The following is a 22259-nucleotide window of genomic DNA, read 5'->3' on the forward strand; positions in this document are numbered from 1 at the left end:
CCACCGTGCCGACCTGTGAGTCGCAAAAGTTCCTGCAGAGGTGTTCCATGGATATCATCGAAACGATCAAAGAGCAGATTGCCAACAACACCATTCTGCTTTACATGAAGGGCGCTCCTAACGCGCCTCAGTGCGGTTTCTCCGCGAAGGCGTCCCAAGCGGTGATGGCGTGCGGCGAGAAGTTCGCTTACGTGGATATCCTGCAAAACCCTGAAATCCGCGCCAACCTGCCCAAGTACGCCAACTGGCCGACTTTCCCGCAACTGTGGGTGGCCGGTGAGCTGATTGGCGGCAGCGACATCATCACCGAAATGGCGGCTGATGGTTCGTTGCAGGCGCTGATCAAAGAAGCAGCGGAAAAAGCGGCAGCCAAGACCGAAGCGTGATGCTTTTGTAAAAGGCCATGCAATAAAAAGCCCCGCTTCTCATAAGAGAGCGGGGCTTTTTTGTACTTGTTGGCGAGGGGTTATTCGCCCATCTGCGACTGCAGGTAGTTTTCCAGGCTGACCTTGTCGATCAGGCCCAGCTGGGTTTCCAGCCAGTCGATGTGCTCTTCCTGGTCTTCCAGGATATCTTCCAGCAGCTCGCGGCTGCCGAAGTCGCCCTGGGCTTCGCAGTGAGCGATGGCGGCCTTGAGGTCGCTATGGCTCTTGCGTTCAAAGCCCAGATCGCTGCCGATCATTTCCTGGGTGTGCTCGCCGATGTTCAGCTTGCCCAGGTCCTGTACGTTCGGCAGGCCTTCCAGGAACAGGATGCGCTTGATCAGCGCATCCGCGTCCTTCATGGCCTTGATCGATTCCTTGTATTCACGCTTGCCGAGCTTTTCCAGGCCCCAATCGTCGTACATGCGCGCATGCAGGAAGTACTGATTGATCGCGACCAGTTCATTGGCAAGGATTTTGTTGAGTTGCTGGATGACTGAGATGTCGCCTTTCATGACTGGGGTCCTGCCCTGTAATCGCTGTGTATAGGGCGGAGTTTGAGCGGCGAAAACTCCAGTGTCAAACCTAAGTTATTGAATAATAAATGAAAATTAATCGGAATAAGAATGTTTGTGTTCCGCGTCTTGGCGCTAACTAATTGAATTAAAGGCATAAAAAAACCGGACACGAAGTCCGGTTCTTTAAAACATGCCTATTCAGGCATGTGTAAATTCTGTTGTGTAGGGAAGGGAGGCCTGTGCTGTCTGCAGCTGCGTCAGGGTTTCCCGTACCACTTGCTTGGCGAGGCATGCGCATTTTCCGCACTGGCTGGCAACGCCGGTGGTTTCGCGCACTTCCTTGTAGCTGCAGCAACCTTCATAGATTGCTTCGCGGATTTGTCCGTCGGTGACGCCAGTACACAGGCACACATACATAAGGGAGAACCGTCGCGGGTTAAGGCTTAAGTGCGATGGATCTTAATGTTAACGAGAATGATTGTCAAAGTAGATTCGTCGTTATTTGCCGGCCTCGCCCACGCGCTGACGAACGGTTTTTTCCGTGTATGATGATCGGTCTTCACGAAGCGTGACTGCGTCACAGGCCTGTCGCTTAAACGCGGCAGACTCAAGGCCAGTCCTTTTACTTCAATCGTCACCCTTACATCAGGAGATACCCAATGAGCGTACTCGTCGGCAAACAAGCCCCGGATTTCGACGTACCTGCCGTCCTCGGCAATGGCGAAATCGTTGACAGCTTCAAACTGTCCGAAGCCATCAAAGGCAAATACGGCCTGGTGTTCTTCTACCCGCTGGACTTCACTTTCGTGTGCCCTTCGGAGCTGATCGCACTGGACCACCGCATGGACGATTTCAAGGCGCGTAACGTTGAAGTGGTCGCCGTTTCCATCGACTCCCATTTCACCCACAACGCCTGGCGCAACACCGCCATCAATGATGGCGGCATCGGCAAAGTCAAATACACCATGGCTGCCGACATGAAGCACGACATCGCCAAGGCCTACGACGTTGAGTCCGAAGGCGGCGTGGCCTTCCGTGGCGCGTTCCTGATCGATGACAAGGGCGTTGTGCGCTCGCAGATCATCAACGACCTGCCACTGGGCCGTAACATGGAAGAGTTGATCCGCCTGGTCGACGCGCTGCAATTCCACGAAGAGCACGGTGAAGTCTGCCCTGCCAACTGGAAGAAAGGCGACAAGGGCATGAACGCTTCGCCAGAAGGTGTTGCGGCTTACCTGACCGAGAATGCCGGCAAGCTGTAAGCCGGAATCGAGGTACAAAAAAACCGGCCTGAGAGGGCCGGTTTTTTTATGGGAGCGCGCGGCGCGTTCAGGAGACGCTCAGTCGCCGAAATCTTCCCATCCGCCCATCTGCTTCCAGCGATTGACGATGCCGCAGAACAGCTCGGCGGTCTTCTCGGTGTCGTAGCGCGCCGAGTGGGCCTCACGCCCGTCAAAATCGATTCCGGCTGCCTGGCAGGCTTTGGCCAGTACGGTCTGACCGTAGGCGAGGCCGGCGAGGGTCGCGGTGTCGAAGCTGGAGAACGGGTGGAACGGGTTGCGTTTCATGTCCAGGCGCGCCACGGCGGCATTCAGGAAACCCAGGTCGAAGCTGCTGTTGTGCCCTACCAGGATCGCGCGCTTGCAGCCATTGGCCTTCAATGCCTTGCGCACGCCACGGAAGATATCGGTCAGAGCCGTTTCTTCACTGACTGCCATGCGCAGCGGGTGATCGAGCTTGATCCCGGTGAATTCAAGGGCGGCGGCTTCGATGTTGGCGCCTTCGAACGGCTCGACGCGGAAGAAGTGGGTATGTTCTGGATACACAAAACCCTGTTCATCCATGCCAATGGTCGTGGCGGCAATTTCCAGCAATGCATCGGTGGCGCAATTGAAGCCGCCGGTTTCTACGTCGATAACGACAGGCAGGTAGCCTCGGAAACGTTCGGCCATCGGGTGGCGCGAGCCACCGCCGCCGCCGCCGTGTTCCTGGTCGTCATCGTAATGGTCTTCACTCACTTGCTTTCCTCCAGCAGGCGCCAGCGCAGTGTTTCACCGGCGCGCAGCGGGATAACAGTCAGCTCGCCAAAGGGCAGGCTGGCGGGGGCGGTCCAGTCTTCGCGGACCAGGGTAATGCGGTCTGTATTCGCCGGCAGGCCATAGAAGCGCGGGCCGTTGAGGCTGGCGAAACCTTCAAGCTTGTCCAGGGCGTTGCGCTGTTCGAACGCTTCGGCGTACAGCTCGATGGCGGCAAACGCGGTGTAGCAGCCGGCGCAACCGCACGCGGCTTCCTTGGCGTGCTGGGCGTGGGGCGCGGAATCGGTACCGAGGAAGAACTTCGGATTGCCGCTGGTTGCGGCATCCAGCAGCGCCACCTGATGGGTGTTGCGCTTGAGGATCGGCAGGCAATAGAAATGCGGCCGAATCCCGCCCACCAGCATGTGGTTGCGGTTATAGAGCAGGTGATGCGCGGTGATGGTCGCGCCGACGTTGGCCGAAGCCTCGGTGACGAACTGCACGGCATCGGCCGTGGTGATGTGCTCGAACACCACCTTGAGAGTCGGAAACAGCTCGACCACGCGGCGCATGTGCTCGTCGATGAAGATTTTCTCGCGATCGAACACGTCCACGTCGCCACGGGTGACTTCACCGTGGATCAACAGCGGCATGCCAACGTGCGCCATGGCTTCGATGGCCGGCAGGATCTTGTCGATACTGGTCACGCCGGAATCGGAGTTGGTGGTCGCGCCGGCCGGGTACAGCTTGGCGGCGTGCACGAAACCGCTGGCCATGGCCTCACGAATTTCTTCGGGCTGGGTGCGGTCGGTCAGGTAGAGCACCATCAACGGCTCGAAGCGGCTGCCGGCCGGTCGCGCAGCGAGGATACGCTGGCGATAGGCGTCGGCTTGCGCGGCATTACGGACCGGTGGTACCAGGTTTGGCATGATGATGGCGCGGCCGAACGTACGCGCAACATCGGCCACGGTTTGGGGTAACGCAGCACCATCGCGAAGATGAATATGCCAGTCGTCGGGACGCAGCAGGGTCAGGCGGTCGGACATTGGGGATTCCAGGCGGGTCAATCTGGTGGGAATGCTACCGGAAAAGACTCTTGCAGGCACTCGCTATCAAGTTTTGCAGGATGCGACCGATAGCGGTGGGTATGCCTTAACGATGTATGACGCTTTGAAGTGTTGTAGAAACCAGTGGAGCCTCCCGTGCGCCAGCATTATCTAGCCCTGCTCAGTGTGTTCGCCAGCCTGCCTGCGATGGCACTCACGTTCCAGACACGTCTGGAGAACATTGAGTGGAAGGTGGAAGGTGACCAATTCGAGTGCCGCCTGACCCAGCCGATCACCGACTTCGGTTCGGGTGAGTTCGTGCGCCGGGCCGGTGAGCAGGCGACGTTTCGCCTTAAAGCCTATAACGGCTCGCTGGGCGGCGGGTCGGCCACCTTGTTGGCCGCCGCCGCGCCGTGGCAGCCAGGGCGTGGCGATATCAACCTCGGGGCCGTGCGTGCCGGCAGCGGCGATGTGCTCTTCAACAGTTCCCAGGCCCAGGCCGGGCGCCTGTTCAATGGCTTGCTCGACGGGCGCTCGCCGACCGTCCGACATTACGGGCGTGACGGCGGCTATTCGGAAATTCGCCTGTTGCCGGTCAAATTCAACAAGGCCTACAGCGATTATCAGTTGTGCACCGGCAAGCTGTTGCCGATGAATTACGATCAGGTCAAGCAGACCGAAGTCGGTTTCCCCGGTGGTGGCATCGAGCTGGACGCAGCCGCCAAGCAGAAACTGGCGGTGATTATCGAGTTCATGAAGGCTGATCCGACCGTCAATCATATCGAGTTGAACGGCCACTCGGACAACAGCGGCAATCGCCTGAGCAACCGTGATGTCTCGCGCCGTCGCGCGTTGGCGGTGATGGACTACTTCAAGGCCAATGGCATCCAGGAATCGCAGATCACTCTGCGTTTCCATGGCGAGAGCTACCCCTTGGTACCCAACACCAATGCCGCCAACCGGGCCCGCAACCGCCGGGTTAATATTCAGCTTGAGCGTGTGGCTGCCCCCGAGAAACCGGCCCCCCAGGCCACGGGTCCGAGCAACCCTGCGCACACGTCCTGACGTGCGGCCATCGGTCGCTCGCTCGACATAATCTGTCGCTTTATCTTCATTTGCTGTCGCGCCCCTGTAAATTCGCGGTTTTGGTCGGTAGAATCGACGCCTTTCCGTACAACCCCGTGGAGTGATGGCATGGCCGACGTAAACAAGGTCGTTCTCGCGTATTCCGGCGGCCTGGACACTTCGGTGATCCTCAAGTGGCTGCAGGATACTTATAACTGTGAAGTGGTGACCTTCACCGCTGACCTGGGTCAGGGCGAAGAGGTCGAACCTGCACGTGCCAAGGCGCAAGCCATGGGCGTGAAAGAGATCTACATTGATGACCTGCGCGAAGAGTTCGTCCGCGATTTCGTCTTCCCGATGTTTCGCGCCAACACCGTCTACGAAGGCGAGTACCTGCTGGGTACCTCCATCGCACGTCCACTGATCGCCAAGCGCCTGATCGAAATCGCCAACGAAACCGGCGCTGACGCCATTTCCCATGGCGCGACCGGTAAAGGCAACGACCAGGTGCGTTTCGAACTGGGTGCCTACGCCCTCAAACCAGGCGTGAAAGTGATTGCGCCCTGGCGTGAATGGGACCTGCTGTCCCGTGAAAAACTGATGGATTACGCCGAGAAGCACGCGATTCCGATCGAGCGCCATGGCAAGAAGAAGTCCCCGTACTCGATGGACGCCAACCTGCTGCACATCTCCTATGAAGGCGGCGTGCTGGAAGACACCTGGACCGAGCACGAAGAAGACATGTGGAAATGGACCGTCTCCCCGGAGAACGCGCCAGACAAGCCACAGTACCTGGAACTGACCTACCGCAACGGCGACATCGTCGCGCTGGATGGCGTCGACATGACCCCGGCCACCGTGCTGGCGACCCTGAACCGTATCGGCGGCGAACACGGTATCGGTCGCCTCGACATCGTCGAGAACCGTTACGTGGGCATGAAGTCCCGTGGTTGCTACGAAACCCCAGGCGGCACCATCATGCTGCGCGCTCACCGCGCCATCGAGTCCATCACTCTGGACCGCGAAGTCGCTCACCTCAAAGACGAGCTGATGCCCAAGTATGCCAGCCTGATCTACACCGGCTACTGGTGGAGCCCTGAGCGTCTGATGCTGCAGCAGATGATCGACGCCTCCCAGGCTCACGTGAACGGCGTTGTGCGCCTGAAACTCTACAAAGGCAACGTGATCGTCACCGGTCGCAAGTCGGATGATTCGCTGTTCGATGCCAACATCGCTACTTTCGAAGAAGACGGTGGTGCCTACAACCAGGCTGACGCAGCGGGCTTTATCAAGTTGAACGCACTGCGCATGCGCATCGCGGCCAACAAAGGTCGTTCGTTGTTCTGAGTGCCGCACCCGCTGTAAAAAATGGCCCCTTGTTCAAGGGGCCATTTTTTTTGCAGAAAATTCAGATGGATGCGCAATGTTTAGGTTTGTTTAACAGTGCACCGGCTTTCGAGTCGATAAACGTTTATTGGGTTTATTTAAATCCGTAGCCATTGATATGTGTAGGATTGAATGAATTGTTTACACCTATGTAGGAACTAGTCTTACAGAAAGTTCACTCATGCAGGGGAGTAAGTGTGTAGTTTTGTGAAAACTCTGTAGGAAATAAGGAAGTAAATAAATATGTTAAATGGAACTGAAACTATCAATCTTTCATGGCCACTCTTAACGTACGGCAGGGGTGGGCAAGGGGCATTTCCTGAAAGTACTGTGCGGTACGTTTACCTGCTGCCCCTCAGTACCTATAGATTTCACTCAAAATATGTAGAGTCCCGGAAAGGTCTGAAAGGCCCCATAAAACTGGATACATCCAGTCAGGCGGTTTTTTGTAGGGCAATTCCTTTATCTCTGTGGCTCATGTCTCTGCTTGCTGTTGCTCGGGGGGGAGCGCTATGCCAACTAGGAAACGACTAGGCTATTGTGCTTGCTCTAAATAATTCGAACAGCGAAATTGGACTTTCTCATGAATAAAGTGCTGATCGTGGATGATCATCCTGTCATTCGTCTTGCTGTGCGTATGCTAATGGAACGTCATGGTTATGAGGTCGTTGCCGAGACTGATAACGGTGTCGATGCGTTGCAGCTTGCACGGGAGCATATGCCGGATATTGTCATACTGGATATTGGGATCCCCCAACTTGACGGTCTGGAAGTTATTTGCCGGTTGTCGTCTACAAAGCAACCTGCACCGTTCAAGGTGCTGGTGCTCACGTCCCAGGCCCCTGGACATTTTTCCATGCGCTGCATGCAGGCGGGGGCGGCGGGCTATGTGTGCAAGCAACAGGACCTGACGGAGTTGCTGAGTGCGATCAAGGCTGTCCTGTCGGGCTACAGCTACTTCCCGAACCAGGCGCTCAACTCAGTGCGCTCCACCATGGGCAATGCCAGTGAGGCCGATATGGTCGAGCGTCTTTCGGGCCGCGAGATGATGGTGTTGCAGCAATTGGCGCGGGGCAAGACCAACAAGGAGATCGCCGACGGTATGTTCCTCAGTAACAAAACCGTGAGCACCTACAAGACTCGACTGCTGCTTAAGCTCAATGCGCGATCCCTGGTGGACCTGATCGAGCTGGCCCAGCGCAACGGGTTGGTTTAGAGGCGCTCAACGCCTATCCAGGGTACCCGGCAGAAAAAGCCTCCGTGAGGGAGGCTTCCGGCCGTCGACTGACTGATCAGAGATCGAAGTCGTATTCGGCCAATTGTTTTTGCAAGCGTCGCTCTTCCAGCAGATTGTCGATGGTGCGGCGTTTGCTTAGATTGGTTTTGGCGACTTCCACTACGACAGGCTCTACCACCTCATCCTCTTCCGACTCGACGCCGTCGTCTACTTCCAGTTGTTCCTTGCCAGTGCTCATAAGGTTAACTCCAGGCTAAGACTGCCGTTGGCGCTCCTTATAACGATAATTCGGGGATGGGTAAAAAAGATTTTTTCAATCGAGAGATCGAAAAAAGCTATGGAACCTCAATCGTCGGAAGTTTTGTCTTTGTATTCGCACAGGTCCTCGATACGGCAACTGCCACAGCGCGGCTTGCGAGCCTGGCACACGTAGCGTCCGTGAAGGATGAGCCAATGGTGGGAGTCCAGTAGATAGGGCTTGGGTACAAACTTCATCAGCTGTTTTTCCACTTCCACCACGTTTTTGCCGCGAGCAATGCCGGTGCGATTGCTGACCCGGAAAATGTGCGTGTCCACGGCCATGGTCAGTTGCCGAAACGCGGTATTGAGCACCACGTTGGCGGTTTTGCGGCCCACCCCCGGCAACGCTTCCAGCGCCTCACGCGTTTGCGGCACTTCACTGCCATGCTGTTCGATCAACAGGCGGCAGGTTTCGATGACATTCTTGGCCTTACTGTTGTACAGGCCGATGGTCTTGATGTATTCCGACAAACCGTCCACACCCAGGGCATAGATGGCCTCCGGGGTGTTGGCCACGGGGTACAGCTTGGCGGTGGCCTTGTTGACGCCAACGTCGGTGGACTGAGCAGACAGGATCACCGCAATCAGCAACTCGAACGGTGAGGTGTAGGCCAGTTCGGTCTTGGGCTCCGGATTGTCTTCGTGAAACCGGCGGAAAATTTCCAGGCGTTTGGCGGCGTTCATACGGCGGTGGGTTCCTTGCAGGCGTTCAGCGTCGTTTCGAGTCGTGGTTCAAGCGCCATGGGCGTCTACCTGGCGTTGCGCTTCATCCAGGCGTTGCAGCGCGTCGGCCAACTGCTGCGTGTCGGCTTGCTGGTCCTGGGCTTTTTTCAGTTCGGCGCGCCGCATTGCCAGCTGGATCTTGGCGCGTTTGAGCTCGGCACTGTTGCGAGCTGGTAGCGGCATGGCGGGTGTGCTGCCAGCCTCAATGGCCGCCAGCGCCTGCTCCGCCGCTTCAAACTGCAGTTGCAACACGATCAATTGCGACTGTTGCTCAAACGTCGGTGGATGTCCAAATGCCTTTAGCGATTTGTGCAACTGGGCACGACTCATCGCGACGTTGATCTTGGCTTTTTTCACCGCAGCGTCCTGTGCCGCCTCTACCGCATCGTGTTGAACCGGCTCCAGCGCCGTCGGACGCTTGGCCCTGGCCAGGCGCTCGGCCAGTCTGTGTGCTTCTTCCCGTTGCAGGCGCCCGTTACGTTGCTCGAAGCGCCGGCGTGCCCGGTTGCGTTTGACGTTGCGTTCACGGCGCTGCTCGTCGCTCGCCGCCAGGCCGCCCACAATCGGCAGCACTGATGTGGGCGGGCGCATTTCGATGCAGTCCACCGGGCAAGGCGCGACGCACAGGTCGCAGCCCGTGCATTCGTCGCTAATCACCGTGTGCATCAATTTGGCCGCGCCGACGATGGCATCCACTGGGCATGCCTGGATGCACTTGGTGCAGCCGATGCATTCAGCCTCACGGATATATGCCACTTGCGCAGGCGCCTCGCCGCGAGTCGCGTCCAGTTCCAGCACTGGCACACGCAGTAACTGCGACAAGCCGATAATGGTTTCCTGCCCACCCGGCGGGCACTTGTTGATCGCCTCGCCCGCGGCAATGCCTTCGGCGTAGGGCTTGCAGCCCGGATGCCCGCATTTGCCGCATTGGGTCTGTGGCAGCAGCGCGTCGATACGTTGAATAAGGTTCATGCGTTGATCATTGCGTTGAAACCCAGGAGCGTCACCCGTGTGGTGACAAGCCCCAGGGCAGGCCGGTTAAACAAACAGAAAGCTGATTATCCGGCAAGCAAGAGAGGGGGGCTAGCGCAAAAGCCCTGTCGCCGAAACGACAGGGCTGTCGGGCAGGGCTTACTTGATGCGCTGGCCCGGCTTGGCGCCAGTGTCAGGGCTCAGCAGGTAGATCTCTTCACCGCCAGGGCCGGCTGCCATCACCATACCTTCGGATATACCGAACTTCATTTTGCGCGGCTTGAGGTTGGCGATCATCATGGTCAGGCGACCGTCGAGCTTGGACGGGTCCGGATAGGCGCTCTTGATCCCGGAGAACACGTTACGTTGCTCGCCACCCAGATCCAGAGTCAGGCGCAGTAGTTTGTCGGCACCTTCAACCGCTTCGGCCTTGACGATCAGCGCCACGCGCAGGTCCACGGCGGCAAAGGCGTCAAAGTCGATTTCCGGGGAAATGGGGTCCTTGGCCAACTCACCATTGCCCGCTGGTGCAGCCGAGCCGGTATCGGTCTGGCTGGCGACCAGGTCTTCTTTCGAAGCATCGGTCATGGCCTGGACTTTTACCGGGTCGATACGGGTCATCAACGGCTTGAACTCGTTCAGTTGATGATTGCTGAGCAACGTGGCGTGGTCGTTCCAGGTCAGTGGCGGCACATTGAGGAACGCTTCGGCGTCGGCGGCCAGCAACGGCAGCACCGGCTTGAGGAAGATCACCAACTGGCGGAACAGGTTGACGCCGGTGGCGCAGATCGCCTGGACTTCAGCCTGCTTGCCTTCCTGTTTGTTCAGCGACCAGGGTGCCTTGTCGGCGATCCAGGCGTTGGCGCGGTCGGCCAGGCCCATGATCTCGCGCATGGCGCGCGCGAAATCGCGGGCTTCATAGGCGTCGGCGATGCTTGGCGCAGCGGCCAGGAAGGCGTCGGTCAGTTCCGGCGCGGCATTTTCAGCCACCAGCACGCCGGCATTGCCCTTGTGGATAAAACCGGCGCAACGGCTGGCGATGTTGACGACTTTGCCCACCAGGTCCGAGTTGACCTTCTGTACGAAATCTTCCAGGTTCAGGTCCAGGTCATCGACGCCACGGCCCAGCTTGGACGCATAGTAGTAGCGCAGGTATTCCGGCGCCAGGTGGTCCAGGTAGGTGCGCGCCTTGATAAAGGTGCCCCGGGACTTGGACATCTTCTGGCCGTTGACCGTCAGGTAGCCGTGTACGTTGATGCCGGTCGGCTTGCGGTAGCCCGAGCCTTCGAGCATCGCGGGCCAGAACAGTGCGTGGAAGTTGACGATGTCCTTGCCGATGAAGTGGTACAACTCGGCGGTGGAGTCCTTGCCCCAGAACGCGTCGAAGTCCAGCTCAGGTGTGCGGTCGCACAGGTTCTTGAAACTGGCCATGTAGCCAATCGGCGCATCCAGCCATACATAGAAATACTTGCCCGGCTCGCCCGGAATCTCGAAGCCGAAGTAGGGCGCATCGCGGGAGATGTCCCACTGCTGCAGGCCACTGTCGAGCCATTCCGAGAGTTTGTTGGCCACGGCGTCCTGCAAGGTGCCGCTGCGGGTCCAGGTTTGCAGCATCTGCTGGAAATCCGGGAGCTTGAAGAAGAAGTGCTGGGAGTCCTTGAGCACCGGCGTGGCGCCGGAAATCGCCGACTTCGGATCCTTCAAGTCAGTCGGTGCGTAGGTGGCGCCGCATTTTTCGCAGTTGTCGCCGTACTGGTCTTCGGTGCCGCATTTCGGGCAGGTGCCCTTGATGAAGCGGTCGGCCAGGAACATTTTCTTTTCCGGGTCGAAATACTGGGTCACCGAACGCTGGTCGATGTGCCCGGCTTCCTTCAATCGCAGGTAGATCTGGCTCGACAGCTCGCGGTTTTCTTCGCAGTGGGTCGAATGGAAATTGTCGAAATCCACCAGGAACTCGGCAAAGTCGGCGCTGTGTTCAGCCTGCACATTGGCGATCAGTTGTTCCGGGGTGATGCCTTCCTTTTCGGCGCGCAACATGATGGCCGAACCGTGGGCGTCGTCCGCGCAGACATAGATGCATTGGTTGCCGCGATGCTTCTGGAAGCGCACCCACATATCGGTCTGGATGTACTCAAGCATATGGCCAAGATGGATGGAACCATTGGCATAGGGCAGGGCGCTGGTGACGAGGATCTTGCGTGGCTCGGACATGGGGCTCGGCTACTTGATGAAACGGAGGTCGGCCACTATAAAGCGCCGGCGAATTTATTTCACCCCGTGGCGCTGTTTCCGAATCTTCCGAACCTTCGAAAGCATGCCGTTAAGCTGCTGGAACGGTTAGGATAGCCGCCTGTTTCAGTCAGTCTTTTTCGGGAGTAGCCCATGAGCGCCGTGAATCGCGCAGCGGTGGAAGCCGTTCTTCGCCAGTACACCGACCCCTATTTGAACCAGGACCCGGTCAGTGCCGGTTGTGTGCGTGCCATCGAGGTCCAGGGTGATCAGGTGTCGGTCCAGCTGGAGCTGGGCTATGCCGCCGGCTTGTTCAAGAATGGCTGGGCGCAAATGCTGCAGATGGCCATTGAGGGGCTGGACGGTGTGCGTTCGGCCAAGGTCGACATCCAGTGCGTGATCGCCCCGCACAAGGCCCAGGCGCAGATCCCGGGCCTGGCCAACGTCAAGAATGTGGTCGCCGTAGCCTCCGGCAAGGGCGGCGTGGGCAAGTCCACCACGGCGGCCAACCTGGCGCTGGCACTGGCCCGCGAAGGCGCGCGCGTGGGTATTCTCGACGCTGACATCTACGGCCCCAGCCAGGGCGTGATGTTTGGCATCGCCGAAGGCACGCGGCCAAAGGTCAAGGACCAGAAGTGGTTCGTGCCGATCGAGTCCCTGGGTGTCGAAGTCATGTCCATGGCCTTCCTCACCGACGACAACACACCGATGGTGTGGCGCGGGCCGATGGTGTCCGGTGCCTTGCTGCAACTGGTTACCCAGACCGCCTGGGGCGACCTGGATTACCTGGTGATCGACATGCCGCCAGGCACCGGCGATATCCAGCTGACCCTGGCGCAGAAAGTCCCGGTGGCCGGCGCGGTGATCGTCACCACTCCCCAGGACCTGGCACTGCTCGACGCGAAAAAAGGCGTGGAGATGTTCCGCAAGGTCAACATTCCTGTACTGGGCGTCGTGGAAAACATGGCCGTGCATATCTGTTCCAACTGCGGTCACGCCGAGCACCTGTTCGGTGAAGGCGGCGGCGAGAAGCTCGCCACCCAGTACGGCGTGGAGCTGCTGGCCTCGTTGCCGCTGTCGATGCTGATTCGTGAACAGGCCGACGGCGGCAAGCCAACGGTAATGGCGGAGCCCGACAGCCAGATCGCCATGATCTATCAGGAACTGGCTCGCCACGTGGGTGCGCGGATTGTGTTACAGGAAGCCGTGGCCCCGGCGATGCCGACGATTACCGTCAGCGACGACTGAAACGATTGAAGATAAAAGGCCTCGACAGTGTCGGGGCTTTTTTACGGCTGGCAGACGGTCAATGCGCGCTGGTTACCCCTTTACGCAATTGCTCGTGTAAGCATTGGCTTACTTTTTCGTAAGTGTTTGGGGTTTTTATCGGCCATGACTGTCTCGAAATTGCGCAAGTGTTTTCTATGCTATTGAAATATAAATATTATTTCTGAATGGGTAACGGGTTAGGCCCGGCGGTGCGGTGGTAGCATCCCGTTGAACTTCCCTTGGAACTCTCTAATATCAGCCCTGTGTCCACGGATTGACACAGCCATTAAGGAACGATGGCTCAGGGAACGTCGCAGGATGCGATTCATCAGGATGATGAAAAGGAATACAGGGACTAGGGAAAAAATGTGGGCGGGTCATACCGCCCCTTTTTTTTGCCTGTAGAAAAGTGAATGCGTTCCTCCGAGCACAAAAAAAGGCCCTCAAGGCCTTTTTTGTTGGGCAGCGGTGTTTTAGCGCTCTAGTTGCTCAATCTTGTTGGGTTTGCCATCCCACTCAGCGGCATCCGGCATCGGATCTTTGCGCTCGGTGATGTTCGGCCACACTTCTGCCAGCTCGACGTTCAACTGGATGAACTGTTCCATACCCGCAGGCACTTCGTCCTCGGAGAAAATCGCAACGGCCGGGCATTCCGGCTCACACAGGGCGCAGTCAATGCACTCATCCGGGTGGATAACCAGGAAATTCGGGCCTTCGTAAAAGCAGTCCACCGGACACACTTCTACGCAGTCGGTGTACTTGCACTTGATGCAGTTGTCGGTGACGACGAAGGTCATTTCTAATTTTCTCCTCAGGCGGCGGCAGCGAAACCCTTTATGGCAGGGCTCGCGAGGTTCGGGAGCGATAGTCTGCAGGCCAGGCTAAAAAGCCTGCAGCATCCCAAACCGCGCGAGAGTCTACCAGCTTGCAAGCGTCAGCGTTATATCCGAGTCTTCAGTGCATATAACATTTCGAGCGCTTTGCGCGGCGTCAAATCATCCAGGTCAAGCTTTGCCAACTCATCCAGCACCGGGTGGGGCAGGCTGGCGAACAGATCGCTCTGATGCGGCGCGGCGGGCTTGCGGGCGGCCTTGGCGGGGCTGGCGACCACGGTTTCGTGGGGCAGCGCCGTGGTTTCCAGGCGGCTGAGGTGCTCGCGGGCGCGCAGGATTACGTCGTTCGGCACGCCGGCCAGTTGTGCCACGGCCAGGCCGTAGCTTTGGCTGGCCGGCCCTGGCAGCACATGATGCAGGAACACGATGCGCTCGTTGTGCTCGGTGGCATTGAGGTGCACGTTGGCCACCAGCGGCTCGCTTTCCGGCAGCACGGTCAGTTCAAAGTAGTGGGTGGCAAACAGCGTGTAGGCGCGCAAGTGCGCCAAACGCTCGGCCGCCGCCCAGGCCAGGGACAGGCCGTCGAAGGTGCTGGTGCCGCGGCCGACTTCGTCCATCAGCACCAGGCTGCGCTCGGTGGCGTTGTGCAGGATGTTCGCGGTTTCGCTCATTTCCACCATAAAGGTCGAACGGCCACCCGCCAGGTCATCGCTGGAGCCGATCCGGGTGAAAATGCGGTCGACCAGAGACAACTCGCAACTGGCCGCCGGCACAAAGCTGCCGATATGCGCCAGCAACACAATCAATGCGGTCTGACGCATGTAAGTGGATTTACCGCCCATGTTCGGGCCGGTGATCACCAGCATGCGTGTGTCGTCGTCCAGCGACAGGTCGTTGGCGACGAACGGCGTAGTCAACACCTGCTCCACCACCGGATGGCGCCCCTGCACGATGCGCATGCACGGCTCGCTGACAAAACGCGGGCAGTTCAGGTCAAGATTCAGCGCCCGTTCGGCGAGGTTGCTCAGCACATCCAGTTCCGCCAGGGCGGCGGCGGTGTCCTGCAGCGGCGCCAATTGGCTGATCAAGTCCTCCAGCAAGGCCTCGTAGAGCATCTTTTCCCGAGCCAGGGCACGACTCTTGGCCGACAGCGCCTTGTCTTCAAACGCTTTCAGCTCGGGGGTGATAAAGCGTTCGGCACCTTTGAGTGTCTGGCGGCGTTGATAGTCGATGGGCGCCGACTCGGCTTGCTTGCTCGGCAACTCGATAAAGTAGCCATGCACGCGGTTGTAGCCCACCTTCAGGTTGGCCAGACCGGTGCGGGCTTTTTCGCGGGCTTCCAGGTCTATCAGGAACTGCCCGGCGTTTTCGCTCAGGGACTGCAATTCGTCCAGTTCGCTGTCGTAGCCGGTCTTGAGTACGCCGCCGTCACGGATGATCGCCGGCGGGTTGTCGATGATGGCCTTTTCAAGCAGCGCTGCCAGTTCCGGGTAGGTACCGGCTGTGACGGCGAGTTGTTGCAGGTGCGGCGTATCCAGTTCGGTCATCGCCACTTGCAGTTGCGGCAGTGCGCCAAGGGCGTCGCGCAGACGCGCCAGGTCACGGGGCCGTGCATTGCGCAGGCCGATCCGCGCCAGGATACGCTCGATATCGCCGATTTCCTTCAACTGCGGCTGCAGCTTTTCAAAGCGATAACCGTCCAGCAGGCAGGTAATCGACGTCTGACGCGCTTGCAGCACCGTCAAATCCCGCAACGGACGGTTCAGCCAGCGGGTCAACAAACGGCTGCCCATGGCGGTTTGGCAGCGGTCGACCACCGATTGCAGGGTGTTGTCACGCCCGCCGGACAGGTTGGTGTCCAGTTCCAGGTTGCGACGGCTCGCGCCATCGAGCACCACTGTGTCATCCAGGCGCTCATGGCGCAGGCTGCGCAAATGCGGCAGGGCGGTGCGTTGGGTTTCCTTGGCGTAGCTGAGCAGGCAACCGGCGGCACCGATGGCCAGGGTCAGGGTTTCGCAACCGAAGCCTTTGAGGTCCTGCACCGAGAACTGTTGGCATAGGCTTTTCAGCGCCGAGTCACGCTCGAAATCCCACGGTGCGCGACGCTTGGTCCCACGGCGTTTTTCTGCTGGCAGGTCTTTGGGCCAATCATCCGGGATCAACAACTCCACCGGGTTGATACGCTCCAGCTCCGCCAGCAGGTTCTCCCAGCCCTTGATCTCCAGCACACTGAAATTACCGCTGGTGATGTCCAGTACCGAAAGCCCGAACAAGCGCTCATCGCCCAACACCGCCGCGATCAGGTTATCGCGACGCTCATCCAGCAGCGCCTCATCACTGACCGTCCCCGGCGTAATAATGCGCACCACCTGACGCTCCACCGGGCCTTTGCTGGTGGCCGGATCGCCGATCTGCTCACAGATCACCACCGACTCACCCAGCTTCACCAGCTTGACTAGATAGCCTTCCAACGAATGGTAAGGAATCCCACACATCGGAATCGCCTGCCCCGCCGACTGCCCGCGCGCGGTCAGCGTGATGTCGAGCAGCTTGGCGGCCTTCTTCGCGTCTTCGTAGAAGATCTCGTAGAAGTCGCCCATGCGATAGAACATCAACTGATCAGGGTGCTGGTTTTTCAAGCGCCAGTACTGCTGCATCATCGGGGTGTGGGAGGATAGGTCTGAAGTGTTCTTACTCATTGGGTAGTAGGCAAATTCGTTGAAAGTGATGGGGCAAAGGGGGCGCTTGGCCCAGCATTTTTTGCGATGGCGGCAAGGTTAACACGCGAGGTCGGAGGTTCGCAGGTCGCAAGCGCCGGGGTAAAACGCAAAAGGAAACGTCCCTCGCTGCTTGTGTGCAACGCAAGCGCTGAGGCATCCCCGTTTGTATGGGGGCCTGGGTACTCAGCCGCGTGCACCATAAAAGTGGCTTAGCAGGATCAGCTCACACACAGCGACAAAAATGCAGAGCACAATGAAACCGGGACTGAAAACGCGTTTGCGCTGGGATGGACCTTCGCCCAGCCAGCTTGGGTCTGCGTCATCGGACACCAAGACCAGGAGCGAAAGCACTGCGAGCATCCATGCCTTGGTCCAAAAGCTATAGGTTCGCCATTGAGTCATCCGTGCTCGTCCTACTGCAGCATTTGTTTGGAGGCAGACATCTCCACCTCGGCCGTTATTGCGATGACGGCAAGGTTAACATGCAGGGTTTACTCTTCGCAGAGCCGCTTGGGGCCTGTAAAATGCATAAATGATGCATTTTTATGCGATTTAGCATTTGCCAACCCCAAAAACTCCCGTCACTATCCCCATTATGCAAAAACGCAACGTTTCTATCGTCTTAAGAGAACTGCTGGACCGCGACCGGATCTCCCCCACGGAGCTTTACCGGCGTACTGGCGTGCCTCAATCCACTCTGTCCCGGATCCTCAGCGGCAAGATCGTTGATCCGTCGGACAAGCACATTTCCCGTGTTGCCGAGTATTTCCGCGTCAGCACCGACCAACTGCGCGGCCGCGTGGCGCTGGGTGTTTCGCGCGAGGAGGGGCGCGACCCCATGCATTCGGAGCTCAAGGACATAAGCCTGTGGGATGACGACACGCCCGTTAATGATGACGAGGTGTCGATCCCCTTTCTGCGTGAGGTTGAATTGGCTGCTGGATCAGGAAGATTCGTCATCGAGGAAAGCGAGAAGGCCAGCCTGCGTTTTGGAAAGCGCAGCCTGCGGCATAACGGTGTGCAGTTCGACCAGGCCAAGTGTGTGACGGTGCGCGGCAACAGCATGTTGCCGGTGCTGCGCGACGGTGCGACGGTCGGTGTGAACGCGGGCAAAAGCGCGATTGGCGACATCGTCGATGGCGACCTGTACGCCATCAATCACAATGGCCAACTGCGGGTCAAACAGCTCTACCGTCTGCCTTCGGGTATTCGCCTGCGCAGTTTCAACCGCGATGAACACCCCGATGAGGATTACAGCTTCCAGGACATCCAGGATGAGCAGATCAGCATCCTGGGCCACGTGTTCTGGTGGGGCATGTACGCTCGCTAACTCTTTTCTGTCAGACGAAGCCCGCCAACGTGCGGGCTTTTTTTCACCTGTAAAAAATCGCCAAACCCTAGGCCTGCCTGGCTTTAAATGCGTTTGTGCATTTTATCGCAAAAAAATAAATGCATTTGTGCATTGACTGTATATGCATCCAGTAATACTCTTCATCTCAAGCCAGCCAACAAGGCCTGGTGGAGGCGGCAAGGATGCTGCCAAGGAAGACAAGGAAGGCACGCAACATTGGCAAGGACGCCATCCGAGCGATGGCAAGGACGCCAGGCAACACTGGCAAGGATGCCGACGCTCTTTAGTGATACCGCGACAAAAACAGGCAGCGATGAACCGGCCTTAACGGTTCAGAGGGTTGGCAACTGACCCGGGTGTGCAGCGTAAAGCACCAGAAGCAGTTATCCGGCAGACAGGGATCGTGGTCGGAAAAACATTGAGGAAAGATCCGTACCGCGCCAGTAGCGCCGAAGGACCGCATTACTGAAAAGCCTGGGTGACCGGGCTTTTTGGAATGCCTACCGACAAACGGAATAAATCAGGCACCGGCACGTTGCCGGCATTGCTCAGCCAGGAGGCGTGACATGACAAACGAGCAGCAAGCGTTAGCGGAAATGCCTATCTGGCTGGTGATCGTACTGGCGCTGATCGGCGGTGTATCCGGCGAAATGTGGCGCGCCGACAAAGAGGGGGCGCGGGGTTGGTCACTGGTACGGCGCCTGGCGCTGCGCTCCGGGGCATGCATGGTCTGCGGGGTCTCGGCATTGATGCTGTGCTACGCCGCCGGCATGTCGATCTGGACCGCCGGCGCGATCGGCTGCCTCACCGCCATGGCGGGGGCCGACGTTGCCATCGGCCTTTATGAACGCTGGGCGGCCAAGCGCATCGGGGTCAACGAGGGTCCACCCTCCCGACCGGATCAGCAATAGCCGCTGCAAGGACGCAACGAAATGACACTTATCGAAAAACCATCCCAACTGCCTGTCGCGATTGGGGAGGCGCTGAAGAGTGCTTTCCCACAATTACGGGTAGGCAATCACCAGGACTTTGCCGGCGTCGGTGATCACACCGGCGTGCTGATCAGTGTCGAACGCAACGGCCCCGGCGTTCGTTCCCCTGAAGGGCGCAAGGCACATGTTTTGTCGGTTTCACTCAGGGCTACGGTCGCCAGCGGGGCGGCACCTTTTGATGCGTGCGACCTGGCCAGCCAATTGATGGATCTCGCCCTGGATAACCGCTGGGGCCTGCCGTTGGATCAGTGCGATTTGCCCACGGCCGTCGTCGCGGCACCCTCCGGACTTTCCAGCGCCGAAACTGACTACGACATCTGGACCGTTTCCTTCACCCAAATACTCTATCTCGGCCCGTCGTTGCTCGAAGATCCCACAGGCACACCACTGTTTGCTTGCACTTGGGACGTCTCAAACATCGACGATCCGGACCAATATCGGCCCTTGCAGAAGTAGTCCATGTAGGTTGCCATTCACGTCATCTTCGGTTTCGGCCGCTTCCCTCTCTGCTGTCACCGCGTCGGCGGCGTACTGCCTGAGCGATCCGCAACAAGTTCGGCAAAACACGGATACCCAGCTTTCGCGCTGGTTTTTGCTTACGGAGTAGGCCATTCAGAAAAAAGGGGGGTGCGGATGTTGAACGAATTCAGATGCGGTAACTGCAAAAGGCTCCTCGCCCGTATGGGTGGGTTTACAGAACTCCAGATCAAGTGTTCCCGATGTGGGACGTTGAATCATGTGAAGGCCACGCGCCTCGAGCAATCGCCTTTGAGCGACATGAATGCGGAATTCTCCGCGATAAATCATTCGACTCAAGGTAGATAGATATGGATCAAGTAAAAGCAGGCGCAAAATTCATCAACCTCATCGGCTTCGACGACTACGTTCGGCCCATGATTTTGCCAGCACAGAACACCACGGGCATAGTGATCCGCACATGCATCAATAACGGTGGCCGACTGTTCACGGGTACTGTCGCGCCAGTTTATGCGACGCTCAAGACCTCTCCGGTGGTTTGCGCGGTTCAGGGGCAGGTTCCGTTTGAGATTCTGATCCCTGCCGGCCAAGGTCTTTGGTATGGCCCGGGTAACAGCGATTCGAGCCTTTATGTAACTTATGACTTACTGCCCTGATCGGTAGTTGATCTTGTAGCAAATGAAGCCCTGCGATTGTGCAGGGCTTTTTTATTTTCGACCCCACCACGCCCATTGCTTCGAGCTGGGAGCTCTGCAAACGCGTGGCTATTCGCCGTTCTGATAGGCGCAATTGTCACTAGTCGGTGGAATAAGAACGACCTGGCGAATTGGCATGCTTGAGTAAGTTTCCTGATCAATGGCGTAGCCTGGAGGAAAGCAGGCCTTCCTGCATGCAGGGGCTCCGGTCGATTACTAAGATGGTGAATGTGGGGGATACGGTACGGGCTATCGCAGTTCGATCACGACGGGTGGGCTGTCCGTATTGCGTGTTTTTCAGGATGAAACCGATGGTCATCACACTGTCCCAACTGATTCAAATCATGCCGCAAGCCCGCTCTTCAGCAGGCCTCTTTTTGCACGCCTTGAATGCGGCGTTTGCGCGGCATGAAATTAACAGCGTGCCGCGTGCTGCCGCCTTTCTTGCCCAAATCGGCCACGAGTCCGGTGAACTGCGCTACGTGCGTGAACTGGGCAGCGACCCGTACTTGAGCAAATATGACACGGGCGTGCTGGCCGCTCGCCTGGGCAACACCCCTGACGCCGACGGCGATGGCCAGAAATACCGGGGCAGGGGGCTGATCCAGATTACCGGCCGCCGCAACTACCTGGCGTGCAGCCACGTCTTGTTCGGCGATGATCGTTTGTTGCGCGAACCGGCTTTGCTGGAGCAACCGCAATGGGCCTGTGAATCGGCTGCCTGGTTCTGGCAGCGCAATGGCCTGAACGAACTGGCCGACCAGGAGCGGTTCACCACCATCACTCGGCGCATCAATGGTGGGCTTAATGGTCTGGAGGATCGTCTGCAGTTGTGGGCGCGGGCGAAGGCGGTGCTATGCGCTTCCCAGGCGTAATCGGTGCCTGCCTGCTGGCCGCAGTGGTGTGGCAAGTGCAGGCATGGCGATATACCGCGCAGCTTGAGCAACAATCCTCAGCCCATGCGCAGGTATTGAGCCAACAATACCTGGCGGGCTTGCATCAGCTGCAGGCTGAACAGGACAAACGACTGGCCCTGGAGCAGCAGCTCAATGTCAGCGATCAACAACATGCCAGGGAGTTGAGCGATGTCCAGCGTCATCAGGCTGCTTTGCGCGACCGTCTTGCCACTGCTGATGTGCGGTTGTCAGTCCTTCTCGACGCCACCGAGCCCACCCGTGGCTGTTCAATGCCAGCCACCGCCACCTCCGGCGGCGTGGTTCATGCAGCCGCGCGAGCCCGACTTGACCCGGCGCATGCTCAACGAATTATCGACATCACCGATGCCGGCGACCAGGGACTGATCGCCTTGCGCGCTTGCCAGGCGTATGCGCGCGCGGTCGCCCGCTAATCTCTTGTTCCAGTCTGTCGCTTGCATGAGCGATTTGCTCCTGTAGGGTAGTCGAACGCCCGCCCACTCCAGGAGACGACCGTGAAAGACATTACCCCACTTGCTGCTGAATTAGGCCGACGTTTACAGGTGCTCAATGCCCACGTCACCACTGCCGAGTCCTGTACCGGCGGCGGGATTGCCGAGGCGGTTACGCGGATACCGGGCAGTTCGGCCTGGTTCGAAGCGGGGTATGTCACCTACTCCAATCGGCAGAAGACCCGGCAGTTGAACGTGCCGGAGGATTTGTTTGCAAAAGTGGGCGCGGTCAGTCGGGAAGTGGTGGAAGCAATGGTTCGTGGCGCCCAGGAAAAAAGCCTGGCGCGATTTGCCGTGGCGGTCAGTGGTGTGGCGGGGCCGGACGGCGGTTCGCCGGACAAACCGGTGGGCACTGTATGGCTCGCGTTCGGCGTGGGCGATGAGGTCACCGCCGAGCTTGCGCACTTTTCCGGCAACCGCGACGAGGTCCGCCGACAAACGGTAAAGGCTGCGCTGGAGGGTCTGTTGCGACGAGCTGCAGCAGAAATAGAAAATCAGGGGTAGGCGATCTCCGATCTTTGTGGAACAATACTGTCTACTTATACAGGTGTTGGCCGTCAGGCCTTATTGATTACGTGAGGAC

24 protein-coding genes and 1 pseudogene are annotated in these 22259 nt (G+C 58.3%); 14 read left to right on the plus strand and 11 right to left on the minus strand.

All coding sequences use genetic code 11. The annotated features are described in order from the left end of the window. Window positions 1-47 precede the first annotated feature (47 nt). Window positions 48-386 carry a Grx4 family monothiol glutaredoxin gene (gene grxD, locus PSH66_RS06360; protein WP_003172092.1) on the plus strand — a complete coding sequence of 113 codons (339 nt, stop codon included), beginning with the start codon at window positions 48-50 and terminating at the stop codon, window positions 384-386. 80 nt (window positions 387-466) lie between these two features. On the opposite strand, the gene bfr is transcribed toward grxD, so the two are convergent. Together bfr and PSH66_RS06370 are read right to left on the minus strand one after the other, a co-directional pair. Continuing rightward, window positions 467-937, minus strand: a complete 471-nt coding sequence (gene bfr / locus PSH66_RS06365; protein ID WP_003172093.1) for a bacterioferritin — start codon at window positions 935-937, stop codon at window positions 467-469. A gap of 201 nt (window positions 938-1138) precedes the next feature. Beyond that, complete coding sequence (locus PSH66_RS06370; RefSeq protein ID WP_003172094.1) at window positions 1139-1357, minus strand: bacterioferritin-associated ferredoxin; 219 nt, start codon at window positions 1355-1357, stop codon at window positions 1139-1141. Window positions 1358-1599: 242 nt separating this feature from the next. Here PSH66_RS06370 and PSH66_RS06375 point away from each other — a divergent pair, with 242 nt between their 5' ends. Then, window positions 1600-2202, plus strand: a complete 603-nt coding sequence (locus PSH66_RS06375) for a peroxiredoxin (protein WP_003172097.1) — start codon at window positions 1600-1602, stop codon at window positions 2200-2202. A 78-nt stretch (window positions 2203-2280) separates the two neighbouring features. Here PSH66_RS06375 and rnt read toward each other — a convergent pair whose 3' ends face one another. Both rnt and pyrC read right to left on the minus strand, forming a co-directional pair. Further along, window positions 2281-2958: a ribonuclease T gene (rnt, locus tag PSH66_RS06380; RefSeq protein WP_003172098.1), complete on the minus strand. Its 678-nt coding sequence runs from the start codon at window positions 2956-2958 to the stop codon at window positions 2281-2283. After that, the gene (pyrC, locus tag PSH66_RS06385) at window positions 2955-4001 is read right to left on the minus strand and encodes a dihydroorotase (RefSeq protein WP_003172099.1); all 1047 of its coding nucleotides are present in this window, start codon (window positions 3999-4001) and stop codon (window positions 2955-2957) included. The genes rnt and pyrC overlap by 4 nt, the downstream gene beginning before the upstream one ends. A 156-nt stretch (window positions 4002-4157) precedes the next feature. Between pyrC and PSH66_RS06390 the strand changes: the two genes are divergently transcribed. The 3 genes from PSH66_RS06390 (at window position 4158) to PSH66_RS06400 (ending at window position 7668) form a co-directional block, all read left to right on the plus strand. Continuing rightward, window positions 4158-5066 carry an OmpA family protein gene (locus tag PSH66_RS06390; RefSeq protein WP_305428592.1) on the plus strand — a complete coding sequence of 303 codons (909 nt, stop codon included), beginning with the start codon at window positions 4158-4160 and terminating at the stop codon, window positions 5064-5066. Window positions 5067-5195: 129 nt separating this feature from the next. Next, window positions 5196-6413: an argininosuccinate synthase gene (locus PSH66_RS06395; RefSeq protein WP_003172101.1), complete on the plus strand. Its 1218-nt coding sequence runs from the start codon at window positions 5196-5198 to the stop codon at window positions 6411-6413. Between the two features lie 622 nt (window positions 6414-7035). Further along, window positions 7036-7668: a response regulator transcription factor gene (locus tag PSH66_RS06400; protein WP_003172102.1), complete on the plus strand. Its 633-nt coding sequence runs from the start codon at window positions 7036-7038 to the stop codon at window positions 7666-7668. Window positions 7669-7744: 76 nt separating this feature from the next. Here the strand turns inward: PSH66_RS06400 and PSH66_RS06405 are convergent, their stop codons facing one another. The 4 genes and pseudogenes from PSH66_RS06405 to metG all read right to left on the minus strand — a co-directional run bounded on the left by PSH66_RS06405 (window position 7745) and on the right by metG (window position 11895). Continuing rightward, window positions 7745-7927, minus strand: a complete 183-nt coding sequence (locus tag PSH66_RS06405; protein WP_003172104.1) for a PA3496 family putative envelope integrity protein — start codon at window positions 7925-7927, stop codon at window positions 7745-7747. A gap of 107 nt (window positions 7928-8034) precedes the next feature. Next, on the minus strand, window positions 8035-8673 hold the full coding sequence (nth, locus tag PSH66_RS06410; protein ID WP_003172105.1) for an endonuclease III: 639 nt from the start codon (window positions 8671-8673) through the stop codon (window positions 8035-8037). Window positions 8674-9297: 624 nt separating this feature from the next. Continuing rightward, a pseudogene (gene rsxB, locus PSH66_RS30065) lies at window positions 9298-9672 on the minus strand (electron transport complex subunit RsxB); the annotation flags it as partial. Between the two features lie 171 nt (window positions 9673-9843). Continuing rightward, window positions 9844-11895: a methionine--tRNA ligase gene (metG, locus tag PSH66_RS06420; protein WP_141064101.1), complete on the minus strand. Its 2052-nt coding sequence runs from the start codon at window positions 11893-11895 to the stop codon at window positions 9844-9846. Between the two features lie 171 nt (window positions 11896-12066). Between metG and apbC the strand changes: the two genes are divergently transcribed. Next, the gene (gene apbC, locus PSH66_RS06425) at window positions 12067-13161 is read left to right on the plus strand and encodes an iron-sulfur cluster carrier protein ApbC (RefSeq protein ID WP_141064102.1); all 1095 of its coding nucleotides are present in this window, start codon (window positions 12067-12069) and stop codon (window positions 13159-13161) included. A 494-nt stretch (window positions 13162-13655) separates the two neighbouring features. On the opposite strand, the gene fdxA is transcribed toward apbC, so the two are convergent. From fdxA to PSH66_RS06440, 3 genes are all read right to left on the minus strand, one after another. Then, window positions 13656-13979 carry a ferredoxin FdxA gene (fdxA, locus tag PSH66_RS06430; RefSeq protein WP_003172109.1) on the minus strand — a complete coding sequence of 108 codons (324 nt, stop codon included), beginning with the start codon at window positions 13977-13979 and terminating at the stop codon, window positions 13656-13658. Window positions 13980-14122: 143 nt separating this feature from the next. After that, window positions 14123-16714: a DNA mismatch repair protein MutS gene (gene mutS / locus PSH66_RS06435; protein WP_078823450.1), complete on the minus strand. Its 2592-nt coding sequence runs from the start codon at window positions 16712-16714 to the stop codon at window positions 14123-14125. Window positions 16715-16918: 204 nt separating this feature from the next. Then, window positions 16919-17137 carry a hypothetical protein gene (locus PSH66_RS06440; RefSeq protein ID WP_003172159.1) on the minus strand — a complete coding sequence of 73 codons (219 nt, stop codon included), beginning with the start codon at window positions 17135-17137 and terminating at the stop codon, window positions 16919-16921. Window positions 17138-17330: 193 nt separating this feature from the next. On the opposite strand from PSH66_RS06440, the gene PSH66_RS06445 reads away from it, so the two are divergent. The 8 genes from PSH66_RS06445 to PSH66_RS06480 all read left to right on the plus strand — a co-directional run bounded on the left by PSH66_RS06445 (window position 17331) and on the right by PSH66_RS06480 (window position 22180). Further along, the gene (locus PSH66_RS06445) at window positions 17331-18065 is read left to right on the plus strand and encodes an XRE family transcriptional regulator (RefSeq protein ID WP_003172160.1); all 735 of its coding nucleotides are present in this window, start codon (window positions 17331-17333) and stop codon (window positions 18063-18065) included. A gap of 587 nt (window positions 18066-18652) precedes the next feature. Continuing rightward, window positions 18653-18997, plus strand: coding sequence for a phage holin family protein (locus PSH66_RS06450; protein ID WP_003172163.1), 345 nt, complete (start codon window positions 18653-18655; stop codon window positions 18995-18997). A 21-nt stretch (window positions 18998-19018) separates the two neighbouring features. Continuing rightward, window positions 19019-19534 carry a hypothetical protein gene (locus PSH66_RS06455; RefSeq protein WP_305428593.1) on the plus strand — a complete coding sequence of 172 codons (516 nt, stop codon included), beginning with the start codon at window positions 19019-19021 and terminating at the stop codon, window positions 19532-19534. Between the two features lie 177 nt (window positions 19535-19711). Next, window positions 19712-19903, plus strand: coding sequence for a Com family DNA-binding transcriptional regulator (locus PSH66_RS06460; protein ID WP_305428594.1), 192 nt, complete (start codon window positions 19712-19714; stop codon window positions 19901-19903). Window positions 19904-19905: 2 nt separating this feature from the next. Then, a complete protein-coding gene (locus PSH66_RS06465; RefSeq protein WP_305428595.1) occupies window positions 19906-20211 on the plus strand; it encodes a hypothetical protein in 306 nt (101 codons plus the stop codon). 350 nt (window positions 20212-20561) lie between these two features. After that, window positions 20562-21125, plus strand: coding sequence for a glycoside hydrolase family 19 protein (locus PSH66_RS06470; protein ID WP_003172166.1), 564 nt, complete (start codon window positions 20562-20564; stop codon window positions 21123-21125). Then, on the plus strand, window positions 21107-21598 hold the full coding sequence (locus PSH66_RS06475) for a lysis system i-spanin subunit Rz (protein WP_003172167.1): 492 nt from the start codon (window positions 21107-21109) through the stop codon (window positions 21596-21598). The genes PSH66_RS06470 and PSH66_RS06475 overlap by 19 nt, the downstream gene beginning before the upstream one ends. 81 nt (window positions 21599-21679) lie before the next feature. Beyond that, window positions 21680-22180 carry a CinA family protein gene (locus PSH66_RS06480; RefSeq protein WP_305428596.1) on the plus strand — a complete coding sequence of 167 codons (501 nt, stop codon included), beginning with the start codon at window positions 21680-21682 and terminating at the stop codon, window positions 22178-22180. Window positions 22181-22259 lie beyond the last annotated feature (79 nt).

Origin of the sequence: Pseudomonas sp. FP597, assembly GCF_030687435.1 — a bacterium.
Lineage (GTDB): Bacteria > Pseudomonadota > Gammaproteobacteria > Pseudomonadales > Pseudomonadaceae > Aquipseudomonas > Aquipseudomonas lactucae.

Excerpts from the sequence above, each read along its gene's own strand:
- bfr (WP_003172093.1), bottom strand. The coding sequence starts at position 937 with ATGAAAGGCGACATCTCAGTCATCCAGCAACTCAACAAAATCCTTGCC.
- PSH66_RS06450 (WP_003172163.1), top strand. The coding sequence starts at position 18,653 with ATGACAAACGAGCAGCAAGCGTTAGCGGAAATGCCTATCTGGCTGGTG.
- PSH66_RS06405 (WP_003172104.1), bottom strand. The coding sequence starts at position 7,927 with ATGAGCACTGGCAAGGAACAACTGGAAGTAGACGACGGCGTCGAGTCG.
- nth (WP_003172105.1), bottom strand. The coding sequence starts at position 8,673 with ATGAACGCCGCCAAACGCCTGGAAATTTTCCGCCGGTTTCACGAAGAC.
- PSH66_RS06400 (WP_003172102.1), top strand. The coding sequence starts at position 7,036 with ATGAATAAAGTGCTGATCGTGGATGATCATCCTGTCATTCGTCTTGCT.
- grxD (WP_003172092.1), top strand. The coding sequence starts at position 48 with ATGGATATCATCGAAACGATCAAAGAGCAGATTGCCAACAACACCATT.
- pyrC (WP_003172099.1), bottom strand. The coding sequence starts at position 4,001 with ATGTCCGACCGCCTGACCCTGCTGCGTCCCGACGACTGGCATATTCAT.
- PSH66_RS06370 (WP_003172094.1), bottom strand. The coding sequence starts at position 1,357 with ATGTATGTGTGCCTGTGTACTGGCGTCACCGACGGACAAATCCGCGAA.
- apbC (WP_141064102.1), top strand. The coding sequence starts at position 12,067 with ATGAGCGCCGTGAATCGCGCAGCGGTGGAAGCCGTTCTTCGCCAGTAC.
- metG (WP_141064101.1), bottom strand. The coding sequence starts at position 11,895 with ATGTCCGAGCCACGCAAGATCCTCGTCACCAGCGCCCTGCCCTATGCC.
- PSH66_RS06375 (WP_003172097.1), top strand. The coding sequence starts at position 1,600 with ATGAGCGTACTCGTCGGCAAACAAGCCCCGGATTTCGACGTACCTGCC.
- PSH66_RS06395 (WP_003172101.1), top strand. The coding sequence starts at position 5,196 with ATGGCCGACGTAAACAAGGTCGTTCTCGCGTATTCCGGCGGCCTGGAC.
- PSH66_RS06440 (WP_003172159.1), bottom strand. The coding sequence starts at position 17,137 with ATGACTCAATGGCGAACCTATAGCTTTTGGACCAAGGCATGGATGCTC.
- PSH66_RS06475 (WP_003172167.1), top strand. The coding sequence starts at position 21,107 with ATGCGCTTCCCAGGCGTAATCGGTGCCTGCCTGCTGGCCGCAGTGGTG.
- PSH66_RS06460 (WP_305428594.1), top strand. The coding sequence starts at position 19,712 with ATGTTGAACGAATTCAGATGCGGTAACTGCAAAAGGCTCCTCGCCCGT.
- PSH66_RS06445 (WP_003172160.1), top strand. The coding sequence starts at position 17,331 with ATGCAAAAACGCAACGTTTCTATCGTCTTAAGAGAACTGCTGGACCGC.
- PSH66_RS06465 (WP_305428595.1), top strand. The coding sequence starts at position 19,906 with ATGGATCAAGTAAAAGCAGGCGCAAAATTCATCAACCTCATCGGCTTC.
- PSH66_RS06455 (WP_305428593.1), top strand. The coding sequence starts at position 19,019 with ATGACACTTATCGAAAAACCATCCCAACTGCCTGTCGCGATTGGGGAG.
- PSH66_RS06470 (WP_003172166.1), top strand. The coding sequence starts at position 20,562 with ATGGTCATCACACTGTCCCAACTGATTCAAATCATGCCGCAAGCCCGC.
- mutS (WP_078823450.1), bottom strand. The coding sequence starts at position 16,714 with ATGAGTAAGAACACTTCAGACCTATCCTCCCACACCCCGATGATGCAG.
- fdxA (WP_003172109.1), bottom strand. The coding sequence starts at position 13,979 with ATGACCTTCGTCGTCACCGACAACTGCATCAAGTGCAAGTACACCGAC.